Below are 18,098 nucleotides of genomic sequence, written 5' to 3'. Positions count from 1 at the left end.
TTTTTTGCATTCTGAGCAATCAGAAATCGTAGCGCAGACGCACCACGGTCATATCGCCGAGGTTGTCGGTACTCGATGTCAGCACGTGCTCCACGTCAACGCGGAAACCGTAGTCAAACTGTACGGTCACCCCGAGGCCGTTATCGATGCGCTGGTAGTTGCGGCCGGTGATGTATTCCAGGCGGTCGCCCATGAAGTACGGCATCACCGATTTCACTGCGTACTGACCTACCGGCACGGTATAACCGGCCAGGTATTCGATACCCCACGCATCGCCGGCGAAGTAATTATTGACGTCGGCTTTCTTGGTGGTCAGGAAGTCGTTGTAGTAACCGCCGCCGAAGGTCAGGGTCCAGTTGTCCGGTTTCCAGCTGATGGCGGTGCCGACGATGTTCTGATCGTAGCTTTTGCTGCCGCTGGTGGACGGGTTGCGCATTTCGGCGCGGGTGTAGTTCCAGGCGGTGCCCCAGGTCAGATCCGGCGTAATGTGGTAATCCACACCCAGAGAGCCGCCGCCTTTGCGCTTGTAGCGCAGGCCGTTGCCCGGCAGATAGTCGCTGTCGCTGAACAGGTACGAGGCGTAAACGTCCGCATCGCCGAAGCGGTTCTTGTACTTCAGCATTTTGCGTGAACGGTAAGAGCCGTCGTAGTCGCCGTTAATGCCGTTGCCCGGCGCCTGGGCCAGCATGTCGTAGTCCCAAATATCAGTCTTGGCGCCCACCACGTCATAATAAACGCTGTTCTGCTGACCGAAGGTCATCTGGCCCCAGGTGTTGCTTTTCAGGCCGGTGTACAGCATGCGGCGGCTGGTGTTTCTCGCGCCGTCGGCATAGTGATGATCCCAGTCAAACAGCGCCGGAATGTTCACGCCCAGCTCGTAGTAGCTGATCCAGCTGATATCGTCGAACAGATAGTAGTCCGCCGCGAAACGGAAGCGGGTGCCGCCGTCGAAGCCGTTACGCTTGTACGAGCCCTTGTCACCGTCGCCCGTCATGTTGTTGAACTGCGGACGAATACTGCCGCCAACGGTGAAGTTCAGGCGGCTGAGCGGATCGCCGGCCTGTGGATCTTGCTTCAGCAGGGTGATTTCCGCCTGAGCGGCGAACGACGCGCTGCCGATCGCCAGACCCAGCGCCACCGCTTGAGTCATTACGCGCAATTTCATTGCCATGTGTTATCCCTGTTTTAGGTATGACCGCCCTCATCAGCGCCGCCATGCCGATGTTTTGCGCAGAAAGCTGCGTTTTTGCGCATTTTGACGGTTTTTTTTGGTGTTTTAGCGGCGGGCGGCATTTGTAGCATAAACGGTGAAATAAATAATTACTTTTCTTGCTAATTATTGGCCGGTTTTTGACCATTTCGTGCGGTGAAAGTGGCCGCTCTGCCTCTCTCTCCACTCGGATGAATTCATTTAACGCCAAGGTTTATATTTTTCATTTGTCAGTCACCAACCCCAGCCTGTAATTTCAGCCATGCAAGAGATAATTAATTCCAGCCTGTCACCGCCGTATTAACGTGAGGCATTTTTGCGTAATCGGTTGGCAGGAATAAGCGATTGGGAGGTCGCCATGAGAAACCTGTTAATGTTGTTGGTGGGGCTGTTTTCATTACCGGCGATGGCGGCGGAGTCGCACGTCTGCCATTCTCAAGCTTATGATTATGCAGAGGTTAGTAAGCTAAGGTTGTCTGACGACACTCTGTTTTTCTGCCGCGGCGTGGGGCGCCTGACGATCCCGGAATTGGCGCGAAAAGGCTGGAAGGTGATTCACCTGGCGCAGCAAACTGAATATACCGACTCCGTCGACAGCGATGGCGAAGTTATTAAGCTTTATCAGGAAATCGTGGTGTATAAAGAATAACGCGGCGGCAGCCTGTGATTATTTCAACGGCGGCGGGAACCCTATTATGAATGCAAGAATCGGTATCGACGGCAGGGCTGCCGCCGCCATGGTGATGCTATGCGCCATTTGGGGGATGCAGCAGGTGGCGATCAAGGCCGCTGAACCGGATGTGTCGGCGGTGCTGCAAATTGCCATTCGCTCCGGTCTTGCCGCCCTGGGGGTTTACCTGCTGGCGCGCTGCCGCGGCGAGTGCTTCACCTGGGATCGCGCCACGCTGAGCGCCGGTTTGAGCGTAGGGGCATTGTTCGCGCTGGAGTTCTTTTTTGTCTCCGAAGGGCTGCGCTATACCAGCGCTTCGCATATGGCGGTGTTTTTGTACACCGCGCCGCTGTTTTCCGCTCTCGGCCTGCATTTTCTGATTCGCCAGGAACGCCTGTCGCCGGTGCAGTGGCTTGGCATGCTCATCGCCTTTGGCGGCGTGGTGTTGGCCATATCGGGCATGGCTGAGGGCAGCGGCGACGCAGCTCGGTTGAAGGGCGATCTCTACGGCCTGCTGGCGGGGATCGCCTGGGGCGGTTCTACGCTGGTGATCCGTACCTCGCGTCTGGCGGAGTGCCCGGCTAAACAGACGCTGCTGTTCCAGTTGACGGGCGCCTGCGTGCTGCTGTCGTTGCTGGCGATAGCGTTGGGCAATTTGCACGTCGCTCTGAGCCGGGTGGCCTGGAGCAGCCTGCTGTTCCAAACGGTGATCGTGTCGTTTTTCAGCTACCTGATCTGGTTTTCACTGTTGCGTCGTTATCAGGCGTCCTCGCTGGGCATTCTCACCTTTATGACGCCGGTATTCGGCATCCTGGCCGGCGTCGTCATGCTCGGCGAGCCGCTGCAAATTGAGTTTGTATTGGGTGCTGTGCTGATCGTGCTGGGGTTAATCGTGGTGAGTTGTTCATATCTTATTTATTTTGACCGTAGGGTGGCACCAAAAATATAAATTATGGATGTTGATGTACAGAATTACCAAATAAGCTGCGAAAGCCAATTCATTATTCAGATGCAAATATCCCGCTATGCCTGGGGCGTGCCGTTGATTACGCTCAGCGATAACGGTGACTTTACCGTGATAAGAAGCCGAGGTTGGTCGAAATTGGCTAACGGAATGCCGCTGGAGGTTTATTACTTTGCCAATAACTCCCTGCTGACCTGGGATAAAAATCGCAAATATATCTCTTATTCAAAGGCCGGCCGGCTCTATGCCTGCGCGTTGCATTTTTCTTATTCTCCCAAAGTATGGCGATAACCCTCTGGCCATCAGACCAGAGGGGATATTTTCATTATCCACTGCTTAAACGCGAGGATCTTCGGCCACTGCCGCTCGGAGATGGTCGAGGTAAAATAGCAGTGTTCGCAGGGCACGGTCATATCGGCGAACGGAATGATCAGCTCGCCGCTTTTGATCCAGTCCTGCACCAGATTAAGCCGCCCCATGGCGACGCCAAGGTGCCGCGTAGCGGCCAGCACCGCGAGATCGGAACGGTCGAACTCCATACTTTTACTGTCGGTATCCAGCCCCAGCGCAAAGTGTTGTGACCAGGTTTGCCACTCATCTTCGCCGGAGTTGTAGCGATCGTGCAGCAGCGTACAGTGAGCCAGGTTTTCCGGCGCATCATACAGATTGTGTGCAGCGGCGTACTGCGGCGTGCAGATCGGCACCATCGATTCCTGCATAAAGGCTTCTTCCAGATGCCGCCCCGAGCGCAGTTTGCCGAAGTACATCGCCAGATCCACGCCGCGGTTGGCCAGGTTGATGATTTCCTGCCCGGTCAGAATGTTGAGGTGAATGGTGGGGTGCTGGGCGATAAAGTCGCCGATGCGCGGCAGTAGCAGACATTGCACCAGGGACGGGTGCGAGTAGAGGGTCAAGGTCCCCGTCAACTCGCGATTTTTGATGTCCAGGATTTCCTGATTCAAGGTGTTGAAGGAGCTGTCCAGCGCCCATTGCATGCGTTCGCCCTCCGGCGTCAGCGTAATTCTGCGATGAAAGCGTTGGAATAGCAGAAACCCCAATTCCTTTTCGAGCAAATTAATGCGGTGGCTCACGGCGCTGGGGGTGATCGACAATTCTTGTGCCGCCAGCGCAAAAGATAAATGACGGGCGACGCATTCGAAAGTATGCAGCCTGGAAAATTGATAGCTGGTCAGCGGGGTCGCCCGCTGCGAATGTTTTTTACTGGGGAACATGCTATTTCTCCGTGCGCATAATCCGGTAATATTAACATTTAATGGCGCGGAGGATAAACCCAGCCTGATTGATATATTCGGTTTTTATGCCGAGGAATTTCGTTATGTTGAGGGAAAATTAACTTACTGGCATAACAAGCGGAAATAACAGGCGTTGGGGACGTTGATTGAGAGAGCGATGATAATCAGCAATAGGACGAATATAATAAAAGAGGTGCCGTTAAGCCGCGAGTGAAGGCGGCGTGCGACAGCCTGAACGATAAAGGCTCATGTTCCATGCGGGATATAACGGTTTCGCCATAATAATCCGCCGCATGGCGACGCAGAGCACGCGTTAAGCCCGGATGCCAACGAGAGGGAGGCAGCAATCCCCCGCCTGGCCAGAGAACCGTGCCCGGTGGCTGCCCACCGGACACGGCATTCAGGGAAAAGCGGTTTGCTCGTCGGCGCCCATCAACGGCGACGCAGCAGCAGGCCGGCCAACAGACCTGCGCCGGCAACGAGTGCCAACGCGGCGAGGGGATTTTTCTTCATCATGCTGCCGGCGCAGCTCAGGGCGTCGCCGTATTTTTCTTGCAGCGCGCCCACTGCCTGGCGCGTGACGCCTTCGGCCTGCCAACGTTCGTTGCCGCTGACGTCGCCCGCGATTTCCTGCGCTTTGCCCGCCACTTTTTCCATCATGCCATTGGCTTTTTCGCTGTTCATTATGATGCGCTCCTTAGGTTCGATCCGTTTGGCGTTCGCACAGGGCGAAAGCCTGCATTTGCACCGCCATGTTATGCACTTCACTCGGTGCTCATAAGGGGCGTTTGCATCGGTATGGCTAGTGCATTTGCAGGCTACTTGCCATTCATCGAGGCCGGTCCGCCGGTAAACAGCCCGCGTTCTCTGGCCCATACGATGGCTTCGCTGCGGCTGTGCACGCCGAGTTTGGAATAGACCGTCGCGACATGATTGCGAATGGTGTTGAGCGCCAGATTGAGGCGCGCCGCAATTTTCTTGTCCGGCAGTCCCTCGCAGATCAAACCCAGCACATCGCGCTCGCGCGGGGTGAGATCGCTGGCGGCAAACCCGGCCTGGTTGGACCGATTGATGCTTTTCACATTAGCCAGTTTTTCGATCAGGGTTTGGCTAAACCACGAGGCGTCCTGCATCACTTCCTCGATGGCGTTCACCAGCTCCAGCTCCGAGCGCTTGCGTTCGGTAATGTCCATGAGCACCAACAGATAGCAGGGCGCATTATGGATGCTGACGGCATCCGCTGAGGCCACGCAGTCGATTAACTCGCTCCCTTTCTTGCGCACCCGGATGTCCATCCCTTCGACATTGCCGGTTTTTTCCAGGGCGGCAAACAAACGGCTGCCCGCCTCGGGATCGTCAAAAACCGGGATCTCGTCGACCGATTTGCCGACTAAGGCTTCGGCGTCGTATTCGATGGCGCGGGTGAAGGCTTCGTTAACATCCAGCACGCGCCGCCCGTCTGCGGTGCACACCAGCGTTGGCACCGGGCTCAGGCGGAAAGATTTGGCGAACCGCTCTTCACTTTCTCGCAGCGCCGATTCAGCCTGGCGCCGGGGTTCGAGATCGGTAAACGTGAACAGCATGCAGTCGTCTTCATTGATGTCCAACGGCTGACCGGCAACCACCACCAGCTTGCTGCCTCCGTCGGGCAGTTTCAGCTCGGCCTCCATCTGCGGAATGGTGGCGCCTTCCCCCAGGCGCTGCACGGCCAGCTCTTTATGCTCGGCCTGTTGCAGGACGTCCAGTTCATAAACCGAACGCCCCAAGACCTGTTCACGTTGGTAACCGGTCATATCAAGGAACCCTTGATTGACCTTGACGTAGCGCAGATCGCTGAGCCGACAGATGACCGCCGGCGCCGGATTGGCGTTAAAGGTTTTTTCAAAGCGCTGTTCGGCGCTGGCCCACTCCGTCGCGTCGCTCATGATCAGCGCCAGCAGCTCCGGCTGCCCCTGCGGATCGGTGACGATCAGGCTCCGCAGGCGGTGCACCCAGAAACTGTCCGGATCGTCGACCTGGCGAACTTCCACCACCACATCGGTGAAGGTCTCGCCATCGGCAACCCGGTTCAAAGGGTACTGCTCCAAAGCCAGCGGATGGTTGTTGCGATAGCGCAGGGCAAAACGCGCCGCGTACTCGCCGGCATCGGCCCCCAGGGCTTGCTGGTGGCTCACGCCATGCATGGCTAACGCGGCCTCGTTGGCCCATAGCAGGGTTTGATCGGTATCCGTCAGGATCACGCCGTCGGACAAGCCGGAGATGATTTGCTGCAGGTGGCCGCGGTTGGTTTCGCTGGCCAAGACGGATTGGCTCATGTGTTCTCCGCTAGACAGAAGGGGAGCGGCCGCTTTAGGGGCCGCGGGTTACGCTACTCGCTGAGCAGCTTAGTGCATAACGTGCGTATTCGCAGGGTGTGAATGCACCAGGCGTTCTGGCGCAAATGAACCGGGACGGCCGATGATGCCGCGCGGCAGACTGAATTTGTCTGCGCGGTTTTCTGCCGTGTCTGCAATCACTTGTCCAGAAAATATAAGGAACAACGATGACCACTGTCTATGAATCAAATCGCTTTGCGTTTCAGGTGTCATGGGGCTCGATATTGGCCGGGAGTGCCGTGGCGCTGGTGACTTATCTGATATTCAGCGTGCTGGGGACGGCGATCGGCGCCCAGGCCGTGGATATGATGCAAAAGGGCAACCCGCTGAGCGGATTTGGCACCGGCACCGGGATCTGGCTGCTGGTTTCAACGCTGGCGTCGCTGGCCGCGGGCGCATTCGTCGCCGGCCGCACCGCGCCGAATCGCGGCGGCTTGCATGGCCTGCTGAGCTGGGCGATCACCACCTTGCTGACCACCTGGTTGATGGTGTCACTGGCGAGCGGCGTGGTGGGGCTGGCTGGCAACGCGGTTGGCAAAGGGCTCTCGCTGGCGGGCAGCGGCCTGGCGGCGGCGGCGCCAAGCGTGGGCGACAGCCTGAAGCAACAGTTGGATAAAAAGGGCATCAGCCTGGACTGGGGAAACCTGGAAAGCCAGTTGAACGCAACGCTTAAGCAGAGCGGTAAGCCGGAGCTGGATCCGGCTCGGTTGGAGCAGAAAGCCAATCGGGCGGCCGCCGACGGCAAACAGTCGGCCGTGGATGCCGCGGCCGATCCGGCGCAGGCCGCCACCGAGCTTAAGCAGTGGTTCGAGCGCGTTAAGCAGTCCGGTGAGCCGACGTTGAGCGCCGCCGATAAGGACGCGCTGGTGAATATTGTTGCGGCGCGTACCGGCAAGAGCCGTGATGAAGCGAGCCAAATCGTCGATAACTACGCCCAGGCTTATCAGCAGGCGGTGCAGAAGGTGGAAAAACTCAAGGCCGAGGCCGAGCAGAAAGCGCGTGAAGCGGCTGATGAAGCGGCCAAGCAACTCTCTCGCGCCGCGTGGGGCTCACTGCTGATACTGTTGCTGGGCGCTGCGTTGAGCGCCGGCGTGGGGCGAATTGCCGAGTCAACCCGCCGTACCGTCGCGGTGAGTTGAGATGGGCAAAAACCTGTCGTGCATCTCGCTGAATTATCGAAAAGTGGCGGGAGCGTCCGCGCCCGTACTGGTCATCGATTTTTGCAACGAGAACAACGAGCGTTACACCTTGCGCTATAACTTGCCGCCGGATACCCCGGAACGGACCGAGCGACGGGTGTCCTTGCTGCTGTATCTGTTGCGTAAGCACAGAGCGGCAGAAATCGACAACCTGACGGACTAATCCGCTCATTGGATGAAAAGCCCAGCTTTGCGTGCTGGGCTTTTTTTTGAGGAGCGGGCGGTTACGGTAACAAACTATGGCGCGTATCGGCTTGGCGCTTGACGGCGGAGAGGCTGGCGCGGTGCGGGAGCATCAATGCCCCCGGGACGGGAAGGCAATATATGACCTCTAACATGATTTGTTGATGCATCCGCTTTTTCTGTGCAGGGAAAGATAAAAAAGAAACTCACTGTTGCGACACGTGATTATTAAGCCTGATGTTCAGGCTTTGCGTTAATTCCTCTCAGCTTCCTTAGCCACGGCTCAGGCTTTACCCATTAGCTGCAATAAGTGTTATCAACAATCAAGGCTATAAAATGCGATTTCATTTCTGATGATGAAATTCCTATTCGGCCATGCAATTGATGCGATAAAAAACACTTTAAGATAAAAAATTTAACAGAAAGTGTGATTCTCACTGGCGGCGCAAGTGCTCCTTCAATAGATGCACTTTGTGTCGTTAAATTTTGTTTTTCGATTTTCTTGTGGGTGGATTTATATAACATGATCATTTTCAGTTATTTATATAATGACCTCTTGGAGGGTGTGAGAATAAAAAGAAGAGGGCGTGATTTTTTAGGATTAATCTTAATGACTTAATTTCTTTGCTTAACGATTTTAATGAAAAGGATACGGCTTTTATAAATGCAAGGAGCGCACATGGATTACAGAAGAGATATTCTTTTACAAGTATTGGAGTATATGGAAAAGAATATTGTGGAGGGGCTTTCGGTTGAGAAGGTTTCAATTATCTCGGGTTACTCTAAATGGCATTTACAGCGGTTGTTTAAGCATTATTTTGGCATTACGCTCGGGACGTATATCAGGAATAGAAAGCTGAGCCGATCGGCTGTCTTGCTTAAACAGCATCAAGGGAACATATTGGATGTCGCCTTGGCATCGGGGTTTGCCTCTCAGCAATGCTACACCCGGGCATTCAAACGTTTCTTTGGCGAAACGCCCAATAGCTTTAGAAACAGCCGGGGATGGGATTTTTCCACGCAGATCCCCCCATACGGCAACGATAATAAACCCTATTTCTATCATACGGTCATGCCGGATGACATCGAGATGCTGAAGCATTACAAAACATTAATTTTCCATTCTATAAGGAAATACAGAGATGCCAATGATATTGCGCAGACTAATGAGAAACGGCTAAGCAAAAATTGGGGGGCATATAATGTAGAGAAAAGCAGGGGGAATAAATGCCATGCCAACGGCAAGGATCAGGCGGTTTTTCACTCCATCTTCAACTTCTATATCCCAATGGGTAAATATATTGTCATTCCCTTTATGGGGGAGTTGCCTGAGTACGTTAATTTTTTTGAGGGGATATATGACGCTTACTTGCCGGCTATCAACGTCAAAATGAGGGAGAGCTTCTTTATTGAGCTATATAGAGATGAAAGTTCAAACAGTAAGGTTATCAATGTCGATATACTTATTCCTGTGACGTAGTGATGGAAAAGGAGACGTCATGAATAGAGAAAATCGCCCCGATTCGATGAATAAACGGCACCGCGCACTCCTGCTACTGTATTTAAGGCTGTCTGCCTTTGGCCGAATCATCGTCGCCGGTTTAGGAAAACGGGCCATTCAATTCATGCTGGCATTTATTCTGTTCATGTTTTCAGGAAATGCGATGGCCAATAATCGGGAACATCAGCCAATCGTGTTGGCAGGAATGACCTGGATGGCGTGCCTGCACCCGCAGGGATGAAATTAGGGCTGAACAAGGGATTGAAGCAGGGGCCGCGGGCGGTCGATGCGCATTGGCTCGATAAGGAAAAATGGCGTCCCCGACTGGAATCGAACCAGTAACTAGCCCTTAGGAGGGGCTTGTTATATCCGTTTAACTACGGGGACGCTGCGGACCGGCAACCGAAGCTGCCGGGGCATTATACCTTTTTTTACCCGCAGAATAAGCGCTTAGCGGCGCGTTTGCTCAATACCTCGCCAGTTCGCGCCGAAATTTCCTCGGCTAACCGACGGCGATCACGATTTTTCCCCGCCGTGGCGCCGTTTTTCCTCTTGCAGGCGCGCCGCCTTATTTTTGGCGCTCAAATCGTTGCGGATTTGCGCGTGGCTTATCAGCGCAAAGATAAAGGTGCCGCCGATGATGTTGCCCGCCAGCGTCGGCAGGGCGAACGGATAAACGAATGCTTGCCATCCCATCGCGCCGTTGAACACCAGATACAGGATCTCCACCGAGCCGACCACGATATGAGTCAAATCGCAAATCGCCACCAGGTAGGTCATCAACACGATCACCCAGATTTTCGCCGCGCCGGCGGCCGGGAACATCCATACCATGGTGGCGATGATCCAGCCGGCCAGGATGCCGTTGGCGAACATTTCTCCCGGCGTATGGCGCATCACCTCTTCGCCCAGACTGATGAAGGCGCGGCGCGTTTCGGCGTCGAACAGCGGCATATGGGTAAACGCCAGCGCCGCCAGCGCGGTGCCGATCAGATTGCCGAGCAGCACCACGCCCCACAGGCGCAGCAGGATAAGCAGGTTGCGCGGCGTGGGCTTATGCATGATCGGCAACACCGCCGTGACGGTGTTTTCGGTAAACAGCTGCTGGCGCGCCATAATGACAATGATAAAACCGAAGGTGTAGCCGAGGTTCTCAATGAAAAAGCGGCTGGGATCGTCCGGCAAGCGGGCGTGGAAAATGCCTTTCGCCGCCAGCGAGGCGCCCATCGACAGCCCGGCGGCGATCGCCGACCACAGCAGCGCCAGCCCGTCGCGCTCCAGCTCTTTTTCGCCTTCCATCCGGATCTGTTCATGCACCGCCGCCGCGCGCGAAGGCAAATTTTCTTCCCTGACTTCGATTTCGCGTTTGCCCTGTTCCTGCTCTTCGCTCTCTACCTGCATTGTCTCATCCTGCTCGTGCTCCTGGCGTTGCTGTTCGTTCATGCTGTCGCTCCTGCTCAATAAGGGTGAGTTCACGTCATTAAGCGTAGTTGCCCGGTCTAAATGCGGCGAAATACAGAAAAAGGTAACAAGAGTTAAAATCCGCCGATTTTTTCCACGCATTCTTGATCCTGCTCGCCATATTGGCCCCTCGGCGCGCCCGCCGCAGGCTGCGTGCGGGGAAAGGCTTATGCTATGATTCGCTATCCCAAAGAAAAATATGAGTTCCCTGATGCTGGAAGCCAAAAGTCTGAGTTGCGTGCGCGATGAGCGCATCCTGTTTAGCGAGCTAAGCTTTTCAGTTCAGCCGGGCGATATCATTCAGGTAGAAGGGCCGAACGGCGCGGGCAAGACCAGTTTGCTGCGCATCCTCGCCGGTCTGGCGCGGCCGGACGGCGGTGAGGTGTGCTGGCGCGGGCGCAACACGCTGCGCGATCGCGCGGCGTATCAGCAAGATTTGCTGTTTATCGGCCATCAACCGGGCATCAAAGCCGTATTGACACCCTTTGAAAATCTGCAGTTTTATCAGGCGGTGCGCGGCGCGGTCGAGCATCAGGCCATCTGGCGCGCGCTGGAGCAGGTGGGGTTGGTGGGGTACGAAGATCTGCCGGTGGCGCAGCTTTCGGCCGGGCAACAGCGGCGGGTGGCGCTGGCGCGATTGTGGCTCAGCGCGGCGCCGCTGTGGATCCTCGATGAACCCTTGACGGCAATCGATAAACAGGGCGTGGCCGAGTTGATTAGCCTTTTTGAACAACATGCGCAGCGGGGCGGCATGGTATTGTTGACCACGCATCAGGATTTGGCCGGCGTCAGCCAAACGGTGGGCAAAATTCGTTTGGCGGAACACGACGCGGGGAGTTTGTGATGTTTTTGACTCTGGTGCGTCGCGAATTGAAGATCGCCTGCCGTAAAGGGTCGGAGATCGTCAACCCACTGTGGTTTTTCCTGATTGTGATCACGCTGTTCCCGCTGGGGATTGGCCCTGAACCGCAGCTGCTGGCGCGCATTGCGCCGGGCATCGTGTGGGTGGCGGCGCTGCTGGCTTCGCTGCTGTCGCTGGAGCGGCTGTTTCGCGACGACTTTCTCGACGGTTCGCTGGAGCAGCTGTTGCTGCTGCCGACGCCGCTGCCGATGACGGTGCTGGGCAAAGTGTGTGCTCACTGGGTTGTGACGGGATTGCCGCTGCTGATCCTGTCGCCGCTGGTGGCGCTGCTGCTGTCGCTCGATATGCAAACCTGGCTGGCGGTGGCGGGTACGCTGCTGCTCGGCACGCCGACGCTGAGTCTGATCGGCGCTATCGGCGTGGGGCTGACCGTCGGCCTGCGCAAAGGGGGCGTGCTGCTCAGCCTGCTGGTGCTGCCGCTGTATATCCCGGTGCTGATCTTCGCCACCGGCGCGATCGACGCCGCCTCGATGGGCATGCCGATCGACGGTTATCTGGCGATACTCGGCGCGATGCTGGCGGGCAGCGTGACATTGGCGCCGTTTGCCACCGCGGCGGCGCTGCGAGTGAGCGTGCACTAGCTAACGTATTGAATGAACAGACGGGGCAAGGCCGACAAGAGCGTACCCCGCAGAAGATTTTCGCCGTTTCGAACGCTCGGAGCGGCCGACGCATAAAAATTACCGTGAGCACTGACGACAATGTGGAAATGGTTACATCAACTGGCGCGGCCCGAACGGCTGTATCACGTCTGCGGCCGCTTTATCCCCTGGCTGGGGCTGGCGGCGGCGGCCTGCCTGCTGCTCGGCTGGGCATGGGGCTTTGGCTTCGCGCCGAAGGATTATCAGCAGGGCGACAGCTTCCGCATCATTTATATTCATGTGCCGGCGGCCATGTGGTCGATGGGCATCTACGCCTCGATGGCGGTGGCGGCGTTTATCGGCCTGGTGTGGCAGATGAAAATGTCCGATACCGTGGTGGCGGCGATGGCGCCGATCGGCGCGGTGTTCACCTTTATCGCGCTGGTGACCGGTTCCGCCTGGGGTAAGCCGATGTGGGGCACCTGGTGGGTATGGGACGCGCGGCTGACCTCCGAGCTGGTGCTGCTGTTCCTCTATATGGGTGTCATCGCGCTGTATAACGCTTTTGAAGACCGTCGCCTGGCGGGCCGGGCCGCCGGCATTCTGGTGCTGGTGGGCGTGGTGAACATTCCGATCATCCATTTCTCCGTCGAATGGTGGAATACGCTGCATCAGGGCTCGACCAACATGCAGCAATCCATCGCGCCAAGCATGCGCACCCCGCTGCGCTGGGCGATCCTCGGCTACCTGCTGTTGTTCGTCACGCTGACGCTGATGCGCTTGCGCAATCTGATCCTGTTCCAGGAGCGCCAGCGCCCGTGGGTTGCCGGGCTGGTGAATAAGGAGCGTCAGTCATGAATGCCGCGTTCGATTCCTGGCCGGCGTTTTTCGCCATGGGCGGTTATGCCTTCTATGTCTGGCTGGCGGTCGCCGTCACGCTGATTTCGCTGTTGGGGCTGGTGGCGCACACCGTCTGGCAGCGGCGGCTATTGCTCGCCGAGATCGGCCGCCGTCAGGCGCGCGAGCGGCGCATTCGCCATGCGCAACAATCAAAACAAAAATCCGCCGCACCGCGGGAGAAATCATTGTGAATCCACGTCGTAAAAGCCGCCTTTATCTGGCGATCGTTGTGCTGATCGGCATCGCGCTGACCGCAACCCTGATGCTGTACGCGCTGCGCTCCAACATCGATCTGTTCTACACCCCGGGTGAAATCCTGCAGGGCAAGGGCGAAAACCATGAGAAGCCCGAGGTCGGCCAGCGGCTGCGCATCGGCGGCATGGTGATGCCCGGCTCGGTGAAACGCGATCCCAATACGCTGCAGGTCAGCTTCAAGATTTACGATGCGCGCGGCGCGATCGGCGTGACCTACACCGGCATTCTGCCGGACCTGTTCCGCGAAGGGCAGGGCGTGGTGGCGCAGGGCGTGCTGGGCGAGGGCAACGTGGTCAACGCGCGCGAAGTGCTGGCCAAGCACGACGAAAAATACACCCCGCCGGAAGTGGCCGACGCGATGAAAGAGAATCACAAAGGGCCGGCGGAAGCGTATAACGCGCCGCAGGCGGAGGGCGCCAAGTCATGATGCCGGAACTGGGCAGTTTTCTGCTGTGCCTGGCACTGGCGATCGCGCTGCTGCTGAGCATTTACCCGCAGTGGGGCGCGGCGCGGCAGGACAGCCGCATGATGGCGGTGGCCCGCCCGCTGACCTACGGCATGTTCGCCGCGATTGCGCTGGCGTTCCTGTGCCTGGTGCATGCCTTCGTGGTCAATGATTTTACCGTCGCCTACGTGGCCACCAACTCCAATACCCAACTGCCGGTGTATTACCGCATCGCCGCCACCTGGGGGGCGCACGAAGGTTCGCTGCTGCTGTGGGTGCTGCTGCTGAGCTGCTGGTCGCTGGCGGTGGCGTTGTGCAGCCGGGCGATGCCACAGGACGCGGTGGCGCGGGTGTTGTCGGTGATGGGCATGATCACCGCCGGCTTCCTGCTGTTCATCATCATGACCTCCAACCCGTTCACCCGCACGTTGCCTAACTTCCCGATCGACGGCAGCGATCTCAACCCGCTGCTGCAGGATATCGGCCTGATCTTCCACCCGCCGCTGCTGTACATGGGCTATGTCGGCTTCTCGGTCGCCTTCGCGTTCGCCATCGCCTCGCTGATGGCCGGCCGGCTCGACACCGCCTGGGCGCGCTGGTCGCGCCCGTGGACCACCGCCGCCTGGGTGTTCCTCACGCTGGGCATCGTGCTCGGATCGGCCTGGGCCTACTATGAGCTGGGCTGGGGCGGCTGGTGGTTCTGGGATCCGGTGGAGAACGCTTCCTTTATGCCGTGGCTGGCCGGCACCGCGCTGATGCATTCGCTGGCGGTGACCGAGAAACGCGGCACGTTCAAAGCCTGGACGGTGTTGCTGGCGATCACCGCTTTCTCGCTGTGCCTGCTGGGCACCTTCCTGGTGCGCTCCGGCGTGCTGGTCTCGGTGCACTCCTTCGCCTCCGATCCGGCGCGCGGCATGTTTATTCTCGCCTATCTGGTGATCGTCATCGGCGGTTCGCTGCTGCTGTACGCGGTCAAGGGCGGGCAGGTGCGCAGCCGGGTGCAGCACGAGACCTTCTCGCGCGAGACCTTCCTGCTGGGCAACAACGTGCTGCTGATCGCCGCCATGCTGGTGGTGCTGTTGGGCACGCTGCTGCCGTTGGTGCACAAACAGTTGGGGCTGGGCAGCATTTCGATCGGCGAGCCGTTCTTCAACACCATGTTCACCTGGCTGATGGCGCCGCTGGCGCTGCTGTTGGGCATCGGGCCGCTGGTGCGCTGGCGCCGCGATGAGCCGGGCAAGCTGTGGCGCCGCCTCGGCGTGGCGCTGCTGGTGACGCTGGTGCTGTCGATTCTGCTACCGTGGCTGTTGCAGGACAGCATCGCCGGCATGACGGTGGTGGGCCTGATTATGGCGCTGTGGGTGATCATCCTGACGCTGATGGAGCTGCATGAGCGCGCCACCCATCGTCACGGTTTCTGGCGCGGCCTGCGGCAGCTGTCCCGCAGCCACTGGGGCATGGTGCTCGGCCACCTCGGCGTGGCGGTGACGGTGATCGGCATCGCCTTCAGCCAGAACTACAGCGTGGAGCGCGACGTACGGATGAAGGCCGGCGACAGCGTGGATATCCACAACTATCACTTCGTGTTCCGCGACGTGCACGACATTCGCGGCCCGAACTACAGCGGCGGCGTCGGCATCATCGACGTCACGCGCAACGGCAAGCCGGAGGCGACGCTGCACGCGGAGAAACGCTACTACAGCGTGGCGCGCAGCATGATGACCGAGGCGGCGATCGACGGCGGGTTCAGCCGCGATCTGTACGCGGCGCTGGGCGAGGAGCTGGAAGACGGATCCTGGGCGGTGCGCCTGTATTACAAACCCTTCGTGCGCTGGATCTGGTTCGGCGGCGTCTTTATGGCGCTCGGCGGCCTGCTGTGCATTCTCGATCCGCGTTATCGCATGAGCAAAAAGCTCAAGCGTGAAGGCAAGCTGGAGGCGCAATCATGAAGCGTAAGCTGCTGTTTATCCCGTTGGTGCTCTTCCTGCTGCTGGTGGCGGCCCTGATGGTGCAACTGACGCGCAACGCCGGCGGCGAAGATCCGACCATGCTGGAGTCGGCGCTGATCGGCAAACCGGTGCCGACCTTCAGGCTGGAATCGTTGGATCAGCCGGGCAAAACCTACGATCAGGCGGTGCTGCGCGACGGCAAGCCGATATTGCTCAACGTCTGGGCGACCTGGTGCCCGACCTGCCGCGCGGAACACCAGTATCTCAATACGCTGGCGGCGCGCGGCGTGCGGGTGGTCGGCTTGAACTATAAAGACGATCGCGCCAAGGCGGTGACCTGGCTTAATTCCCTCGGCAATCCCTATGCGCTCAGCCTGTACGACGGCGACGGCATGCTGGGATTGGATCTCGGGGTGTACGGCGCGCCTGAGACCTTCCTTATCGACGGACAGGGGATCATTCGCTATCGCCATGCCGGCGACATGAACGAGCGCGTCTGGCAGCAGGAAGTGCTGCCGCTGTATAGAAAGTACGGGGGTGAGGCATGAGGCTGATTGCCCTGCTGTTCGCCGCATTGCTGAGCTGGAGCGCCGCTGCGGCGATCGATACCTATCGCTTCAACTCCGTTGAGCAGGAGCAACAGTATCGCGAGTTGACCGAACAGCTGCGCTGCCCGAAATGCCAGAACAACAGCATTGCCGATTCCAACGCCATTATCGCCGCAGACATGCGCACCAAGGTGTACGAGCTGATGATGCAGGGGCAAAGCAAGCAGCAGATCATCGATTACATGGTGGCGCGTTATGGCAATTTCGTCACCTACGAACCGCCGGTAACGCCGGCGACGCTGATCTTGTGGATCGGCCCGCTGCTGTTCGTGCTGATAGGCGGGGCGGTGGTGATCCTGCGCACCCGTCGCCGGCCCGACGCGGCGGTGGACGATGAATTCTCCGAACGGGAACGGCAGCGCCTGGCGGCGTTGTTGCAAGAGACTGACAGGAAGAAACCCTAATGGCTTTTTGGCTGATTATTTGCGTGTTGCTGGCCGGCGCCGCCGCGTTGCTGGTGGTGCCGGCGATGCGCCACGGCAAGCAGAGCGCCGCTACGCGCGATGCGCTGAACAAGGCGTTCTATCAGGATCGCCTCAGCGAACTGGAGCAGGACGAGCAGCAGGGCGTGGTGGCCGAGCGCCCGGAGCTGGTTAAAGAGCTGCAACAGAACCTGTTGAACGACATCCCCGTCGAACAGGCAGAGCAGGCGAAACCGATCAACCGTTGGGCGTTAGTGCCGGGCGTGCTGTTATTGCTGGCGGTGACCGTTGGCTTTTATCTGAAAACCGGCGGGTTGGCGCAGGTGCTGGATTGGCGTCTGGTGCAGGCGCAAATGCCGGAATTGCGTGAGCGCGTCGCCAATGAGCGCGCCAAACCGCTGAGCATGGAAGAGATCGCTCGCCTCGGGCTGGGGCTGCGCACCGAGCTACAGCAGGACGATCGCAATATCAATGACTGGATGATGCTGGGGCGCGTCGGCATGGCGTTGAACAACGCCACCACCGCCACGCAGGCATTTGCTCATGCCTATCAATTGGATCCGAATAGTCTGGAAGTGCGGCTCGGCTATGCCGAGGTCTTGACGCGATCCAACGATCCGGAGGATAACAAGCAGGCGACGCAGCTGTTGCGGCGCATGATCGCGGAAAATCACAGCGATCCGCGGGTGCTCAGCCTGTTGGCGTTCAACGCTTTCGAACAGGGCGATTTCAAACAGGCGATCGGCGCCTGGCAAGTGATGCTGCAGCTGCTGCCGGCCAACGATCCGCGCGCGGAAGTGATAAAGCGCAGTATTGCACAAGCAAAAGCCCAGGCCGGCGGAGAAACTGTTAAACTGAATGTGACTGTTTCACTGTCACCGCAGGCGGCGAAAGCCATGCCGCCGCAGGGGACGCTGGTTATCTCGGTGACCGACGGCGTCAGCCCGGTGCCGGTCGCGGTAAAACAATTGCCGTTGAGCCGTTTTCCGCTGTCTTTCTCTCTGGACGACAGCAACGCCATGATGCCCGAGCGTCTACTCTCGGCACAGCATCAGGTGCAGGTGCGTGTGCGCCTCTCACAGGACGGATTGGCCACGCCGCAGCCGGGGGACTGGTTCGGCGAAAGCTCGCTGCAGACATTCAGCGGCAAAGAGCAGGTTAGCGTTCAGATAAACAAGCAGGTCCCTGAAAAATAAGACC

The 18,098-nt window shown here is 58.1% G+C and carries 21 protein-coding genes and 1 tRNA gene; 16 read left to right on the top strand and 6 right to left on the bottom strand.

Translation table 11 applies throughout. The features are described 5' to 3' along the window. Nucleotides 1-19: 19 nt before the first annotated feature. On the bottom strand, nt 20-1,165 hold the full coding sequence (locus ACMGG9_RS16705) for a porin (protein WP_376697688.1): 1,146 nt from the start codon (nt 1,163-1,165) through the stop codon (nt 20-22). A gap of 403 nt (nt 1,166-1,568) precedes the next feature. On the opposite strand from ACMGG9_RS16705, the gene ACMGG9_RS16700 reads away from it, so the two are divergent. From ACMGG9_RS16700 to ACMGG9_RS16690, 3 genes are read left to right on the top strand one after another with little or no spacing between them, the layout of a single operon-like run. Next, nucleotides 1,569-1,859 carry a hypothetical protein gene (locus tag ACMGG9_RS16700; RefSeq protein WP_033643929.1) on the top strand — a complete coding sequence of 97 codons (291 nt, stop codon included), beginning with the start codon at nt 1,569-1,571 and terminating at the stop codon, nt 1,857-1,859. Between the two features lie 46 nt (nt 1,860-1,905). Next, nucleotides 1,906-2,829, top strand: coding sequence for a DMT family transporter (locus ACMGG9_RS16695; protein ID WP_089192086.1), 924 nt, complete (start codon nt 1,906-1,908; stop codon nt 2,827-2,829). A gap of 3 nt (nt 2,830-2,832) precedes the next feature. After that, nucleotides 2,833-3,135 carry a hypothetical protein gene (locus tag ACMGG9_RS16690; RefSeq protein WP_042785132.1) on the top strand — a complete coding sequence of 101 codons (303 nt, stop codon included), beginning with the start codon at nt 2,833-2,835 and terminating at the stop codon, nt 3,133-3,135. 11 nt (nt 3,136-3,146) lie between these two features. Here the strand turns inward: ACMGG9_RS16690 and dsdC are convergent, their stop codons facing one another. The 3 genes from dsdC to ACMGG9_RS16675 all read right to left on the bottom strand — a co-directional run bounded on the left by dsdC (nt 3,147) and on the right by ACMGG9_RS16675 (nt 6,412). After that, nucleotides 3,147-4,076 (bottom strand): DNA-binding transcriptional regulator DsdC, encoded by a 930-nt coding sequence (gene dsdC, locus ACMGG9_RS16685; RefSeq protein WP_033651984.1) that lies wholly within the window; start codon nt 4,074-4,076, stop codon nt 3,147-3,149. A 453-nt stretch (nt 4,077-4,529) separates the two neighbouring features. Continuing rightward, nucleotides 4,530-4,781: a CsbD family protein gene (locus ACMGG9_RS16680; RefSeq protein ID WP_033643925.1), complete on the bottom strand. Its 252-nt coding sequence runs from the start codon at nt 4,779-4,781 to the stop codon at nt 4,530-4,532. Between the two features lie 134 nt (nt 4,782-4,915). Further along, nucleotides 4,916-6,412, bottom strand: coding sequence for a PAS domain S-box protein (locus tag ACMGG9_RS16675; protein ID WP_142075841.1), 1,497 nt, complete (start codon nt 6,410-6,412; stop codon nt 4,916-4,918). 227 nt (nt 6,413-6,639) lie between these two features. Between ACMGG9_RS16675 and ACMGG9_RS16670 the strand changes: the two genes are divergently transcribed. The 4 genes from ACMGG9_RS16670 to ACMGG9_RS16655 all read left to right on the top strand — a co-directional run bounded on the left by ACMGG9_RS16670 (nt 6,640) and on the right by ACMGG9_RS16655 (nt 9,596). Next, entirely contained in the window at nt 6,640-7,611 is a 972-nt protein-coding gene (locus ACMGG9_RS16670) for a hypothetical protein (RefSeq protein ID WP_042785129.1), read from the top strand. Nucleotide 7,612: 1 nt separating this feature from the next. After that, nucleotides 7,613-7,834, top strand: a complete 222-nt coding sequence (locus tag ACMGG9_RS16665; RefSeq protein WP_033643922.1) for a hypothetical protein — start codon at nt 7,613-7,615, stop codon at nt 7,832-7,834. 699 nt (nt 7,835-8,533) lie between these two features. Next, the gene (locus ACMGG9_RS16660; RefSeq protein ID WP_163965920.1) at nt 8,534-9,334 is read left to right on the top strand and encodes a helix-turn-helix domain-containing protein; all 801 of its coding nucleotides are present in this window, start codon (nt 8,534-8,536) and stop codon (nt 9,332-9,334) included. A 19-nt stretch (nt 9,335-9,353) separates the two neighbouring features. After that, nucleotides 9,354-9,596 (top strand): hypothetical protein, encoded by a 243-nt coding sequence (locus ACMGG9_RS16655; protein WP_414161576.1) that lies wholly within the window; start codon nt 9,354-9,356, stop codon nt 9,594-9,596. A gap of 71 nt (nt 9,597-9,667) precedes the next feature. Here ACMGG9_RS16655 and ACMGG9_RS16650 read toward each other — a convergent pair. Then, nucleotides 9,668-9,742, bottom strand: a tRNA-Arg gene (locus ACMGG9_RS16650). A gap of 129 nt (nt 9,743-9,871) precedes the next feature. Further along, nucleotides 9,872-10,798, bottom strand: a complete 927-nt coding sequence (locus ACMGG9_RS16645; protein ID WP_147880748.1) for a formate/nitrite transporter family protein — start codon at nt 10,796-10,798, stop codon at nt 9,872-9,874. Between the two features lie 229 nt (nt 10,799-11,027). On the opposite strand from ACMGG9_RS16645, the gene ccmA reads away from it, so the two are divergent. From ccmA to ccmI, 9 genes are all read left to right on the top strand, one after another. After that, nucleotides 11,028-11,660, top strand: coding sequence for a cytochrome c biogenesis heme-transporting ATPase CcmA (gene ccmA / locus ACMGG9_RS16640; RefSeq protein WP_047574213.1), 633 nt, complete (start codon nt 11,028-11,030; stop codon nt 11,658-11,660). Continuing rightward, nucleotides 11,660-12,319: a heme exporter protein CcmB gene (gene ccmB / locus ACMGG9_RS16635; RefSeq protein WP_025303731.1), complete on the top strand. Its 660-nt coding sequence runs from the start codon at nt 11,660-11,662 to the stop codon at nt 12,317-12,319. Before ccmA ends, ccmB begins: the two co-directional genes overlap by 1 nt. 120 nt (nt 12,320-12,439) lie before the next feature. After that, entirely contained in the window at nt 12,440-13,177 is a 738-nt protein-coding gene (locus ACMGG9_RS16630; protein WP_004936270.1) for a heme ABC transporter permease, read from the top strand. Further along, complete coding sequence (ccmD, locus tag ACMGG9_RS16625) at nt 13,174-13,410, top strand: heme exporter protein CcmD (protein ID WP_033651976.1); 237 nt, start codon at nt 13,174-13,176, stop codon at nt 13,408-13,410. Before ACMGG9_RS16630 ends, ccmD begins: the two co-directional genes overlap by 4 nt. Then, nucleotides 13,407-13,901 carry a cytochrome c maturation protein CcmE gene (ccmE, locus tag ACMGG9_RS16620; protein ID WP_004936264.1) on the top strand — a complete coding sequence of 165 codons (495 nt, stop codon included), beginning with the start codon at nt 13,407-13,409 and terminating at the stop codon, nt 13,899-13,901. Before ccmD ends, ccmE begins: the two co-directional genes overlap by 4 nt. After that, a complete protein-coding gene (locus ACMGG9_RS16615; RefSeq protein WP_033643917.1) occupies nt 13,898-15,868 on the top strand; it encodes a heme lyase CcmF/NrfE family subunit in 1,971 nt (656 codons plus the stop codon). The genes ccmE and ACMGG9_RS16615 overlap by 4 nt, the downstream gene beginning before the upstream one ends. After that, the gene (locus ACMGG9_RS16610) at nt 15,865-16,416 is read left to right on the top strand and encodes a DsbE family thiol:disulfide interchange protein (protein WP_033643916.1); all 552 of its coding nucleotides are present in this window, start codon (nt 15,865-15,867) and stop codon (nt 16,414-16,416) included. Before ACMGG9_RS16615 ends, ACMGG9_RS16610 begins: the two co-directional genes overlap by 4 nt. Continuing rightward, nucleotides 16,413-16,880, top strand: coding sequence for a cytochrome c-type biogenesis protein CcmH (locus ACMGG9_RS16605; protein ID WP_033643915.1), 468 nt, complete (start codon nt 16,413-16,415; stop codon nt 16,878-16,880). The genes ACMGG9_RS16610 and ACMGG9_RS16605 overlap by 4 nt, the downstream gene beginning before the upstream one ends. Then, the gene (gene ccmI / locus ACMGG9_RS16600; RefSeq protein ID WP_033651975.1) at nt 16,880-18,094 is read left to right on the top strand and encodes a c-type cytochrome biogenesis protein CcmI; all 1,215 of its coding nucleotides are present in this window, start codon (nt 16,880-16,882) and stop codon (nt 18,092-18,094) included. The genes ACMGG9_RS16605 and ccmI overlap by 1 nt, the downstream gene beginning before the upstream one ends. Nucleotides 18,095-18,098 lie beyond the last annotated feature (4 nt).

The organism is Serratia sp. BNK-10, from assembly GCF_047456065.1.
Classification (GTDB): Bacteria; Pseudomonadota; Gammaproteobacteria; order Enterobacterales; family Enterobacteriaceae; genus Serratia; species Serratia ureilytica.
Note: the sequence above shows the minus strand (reverse complement) of the source record. Positions and strands in the feature narration are given on the sequence as shown.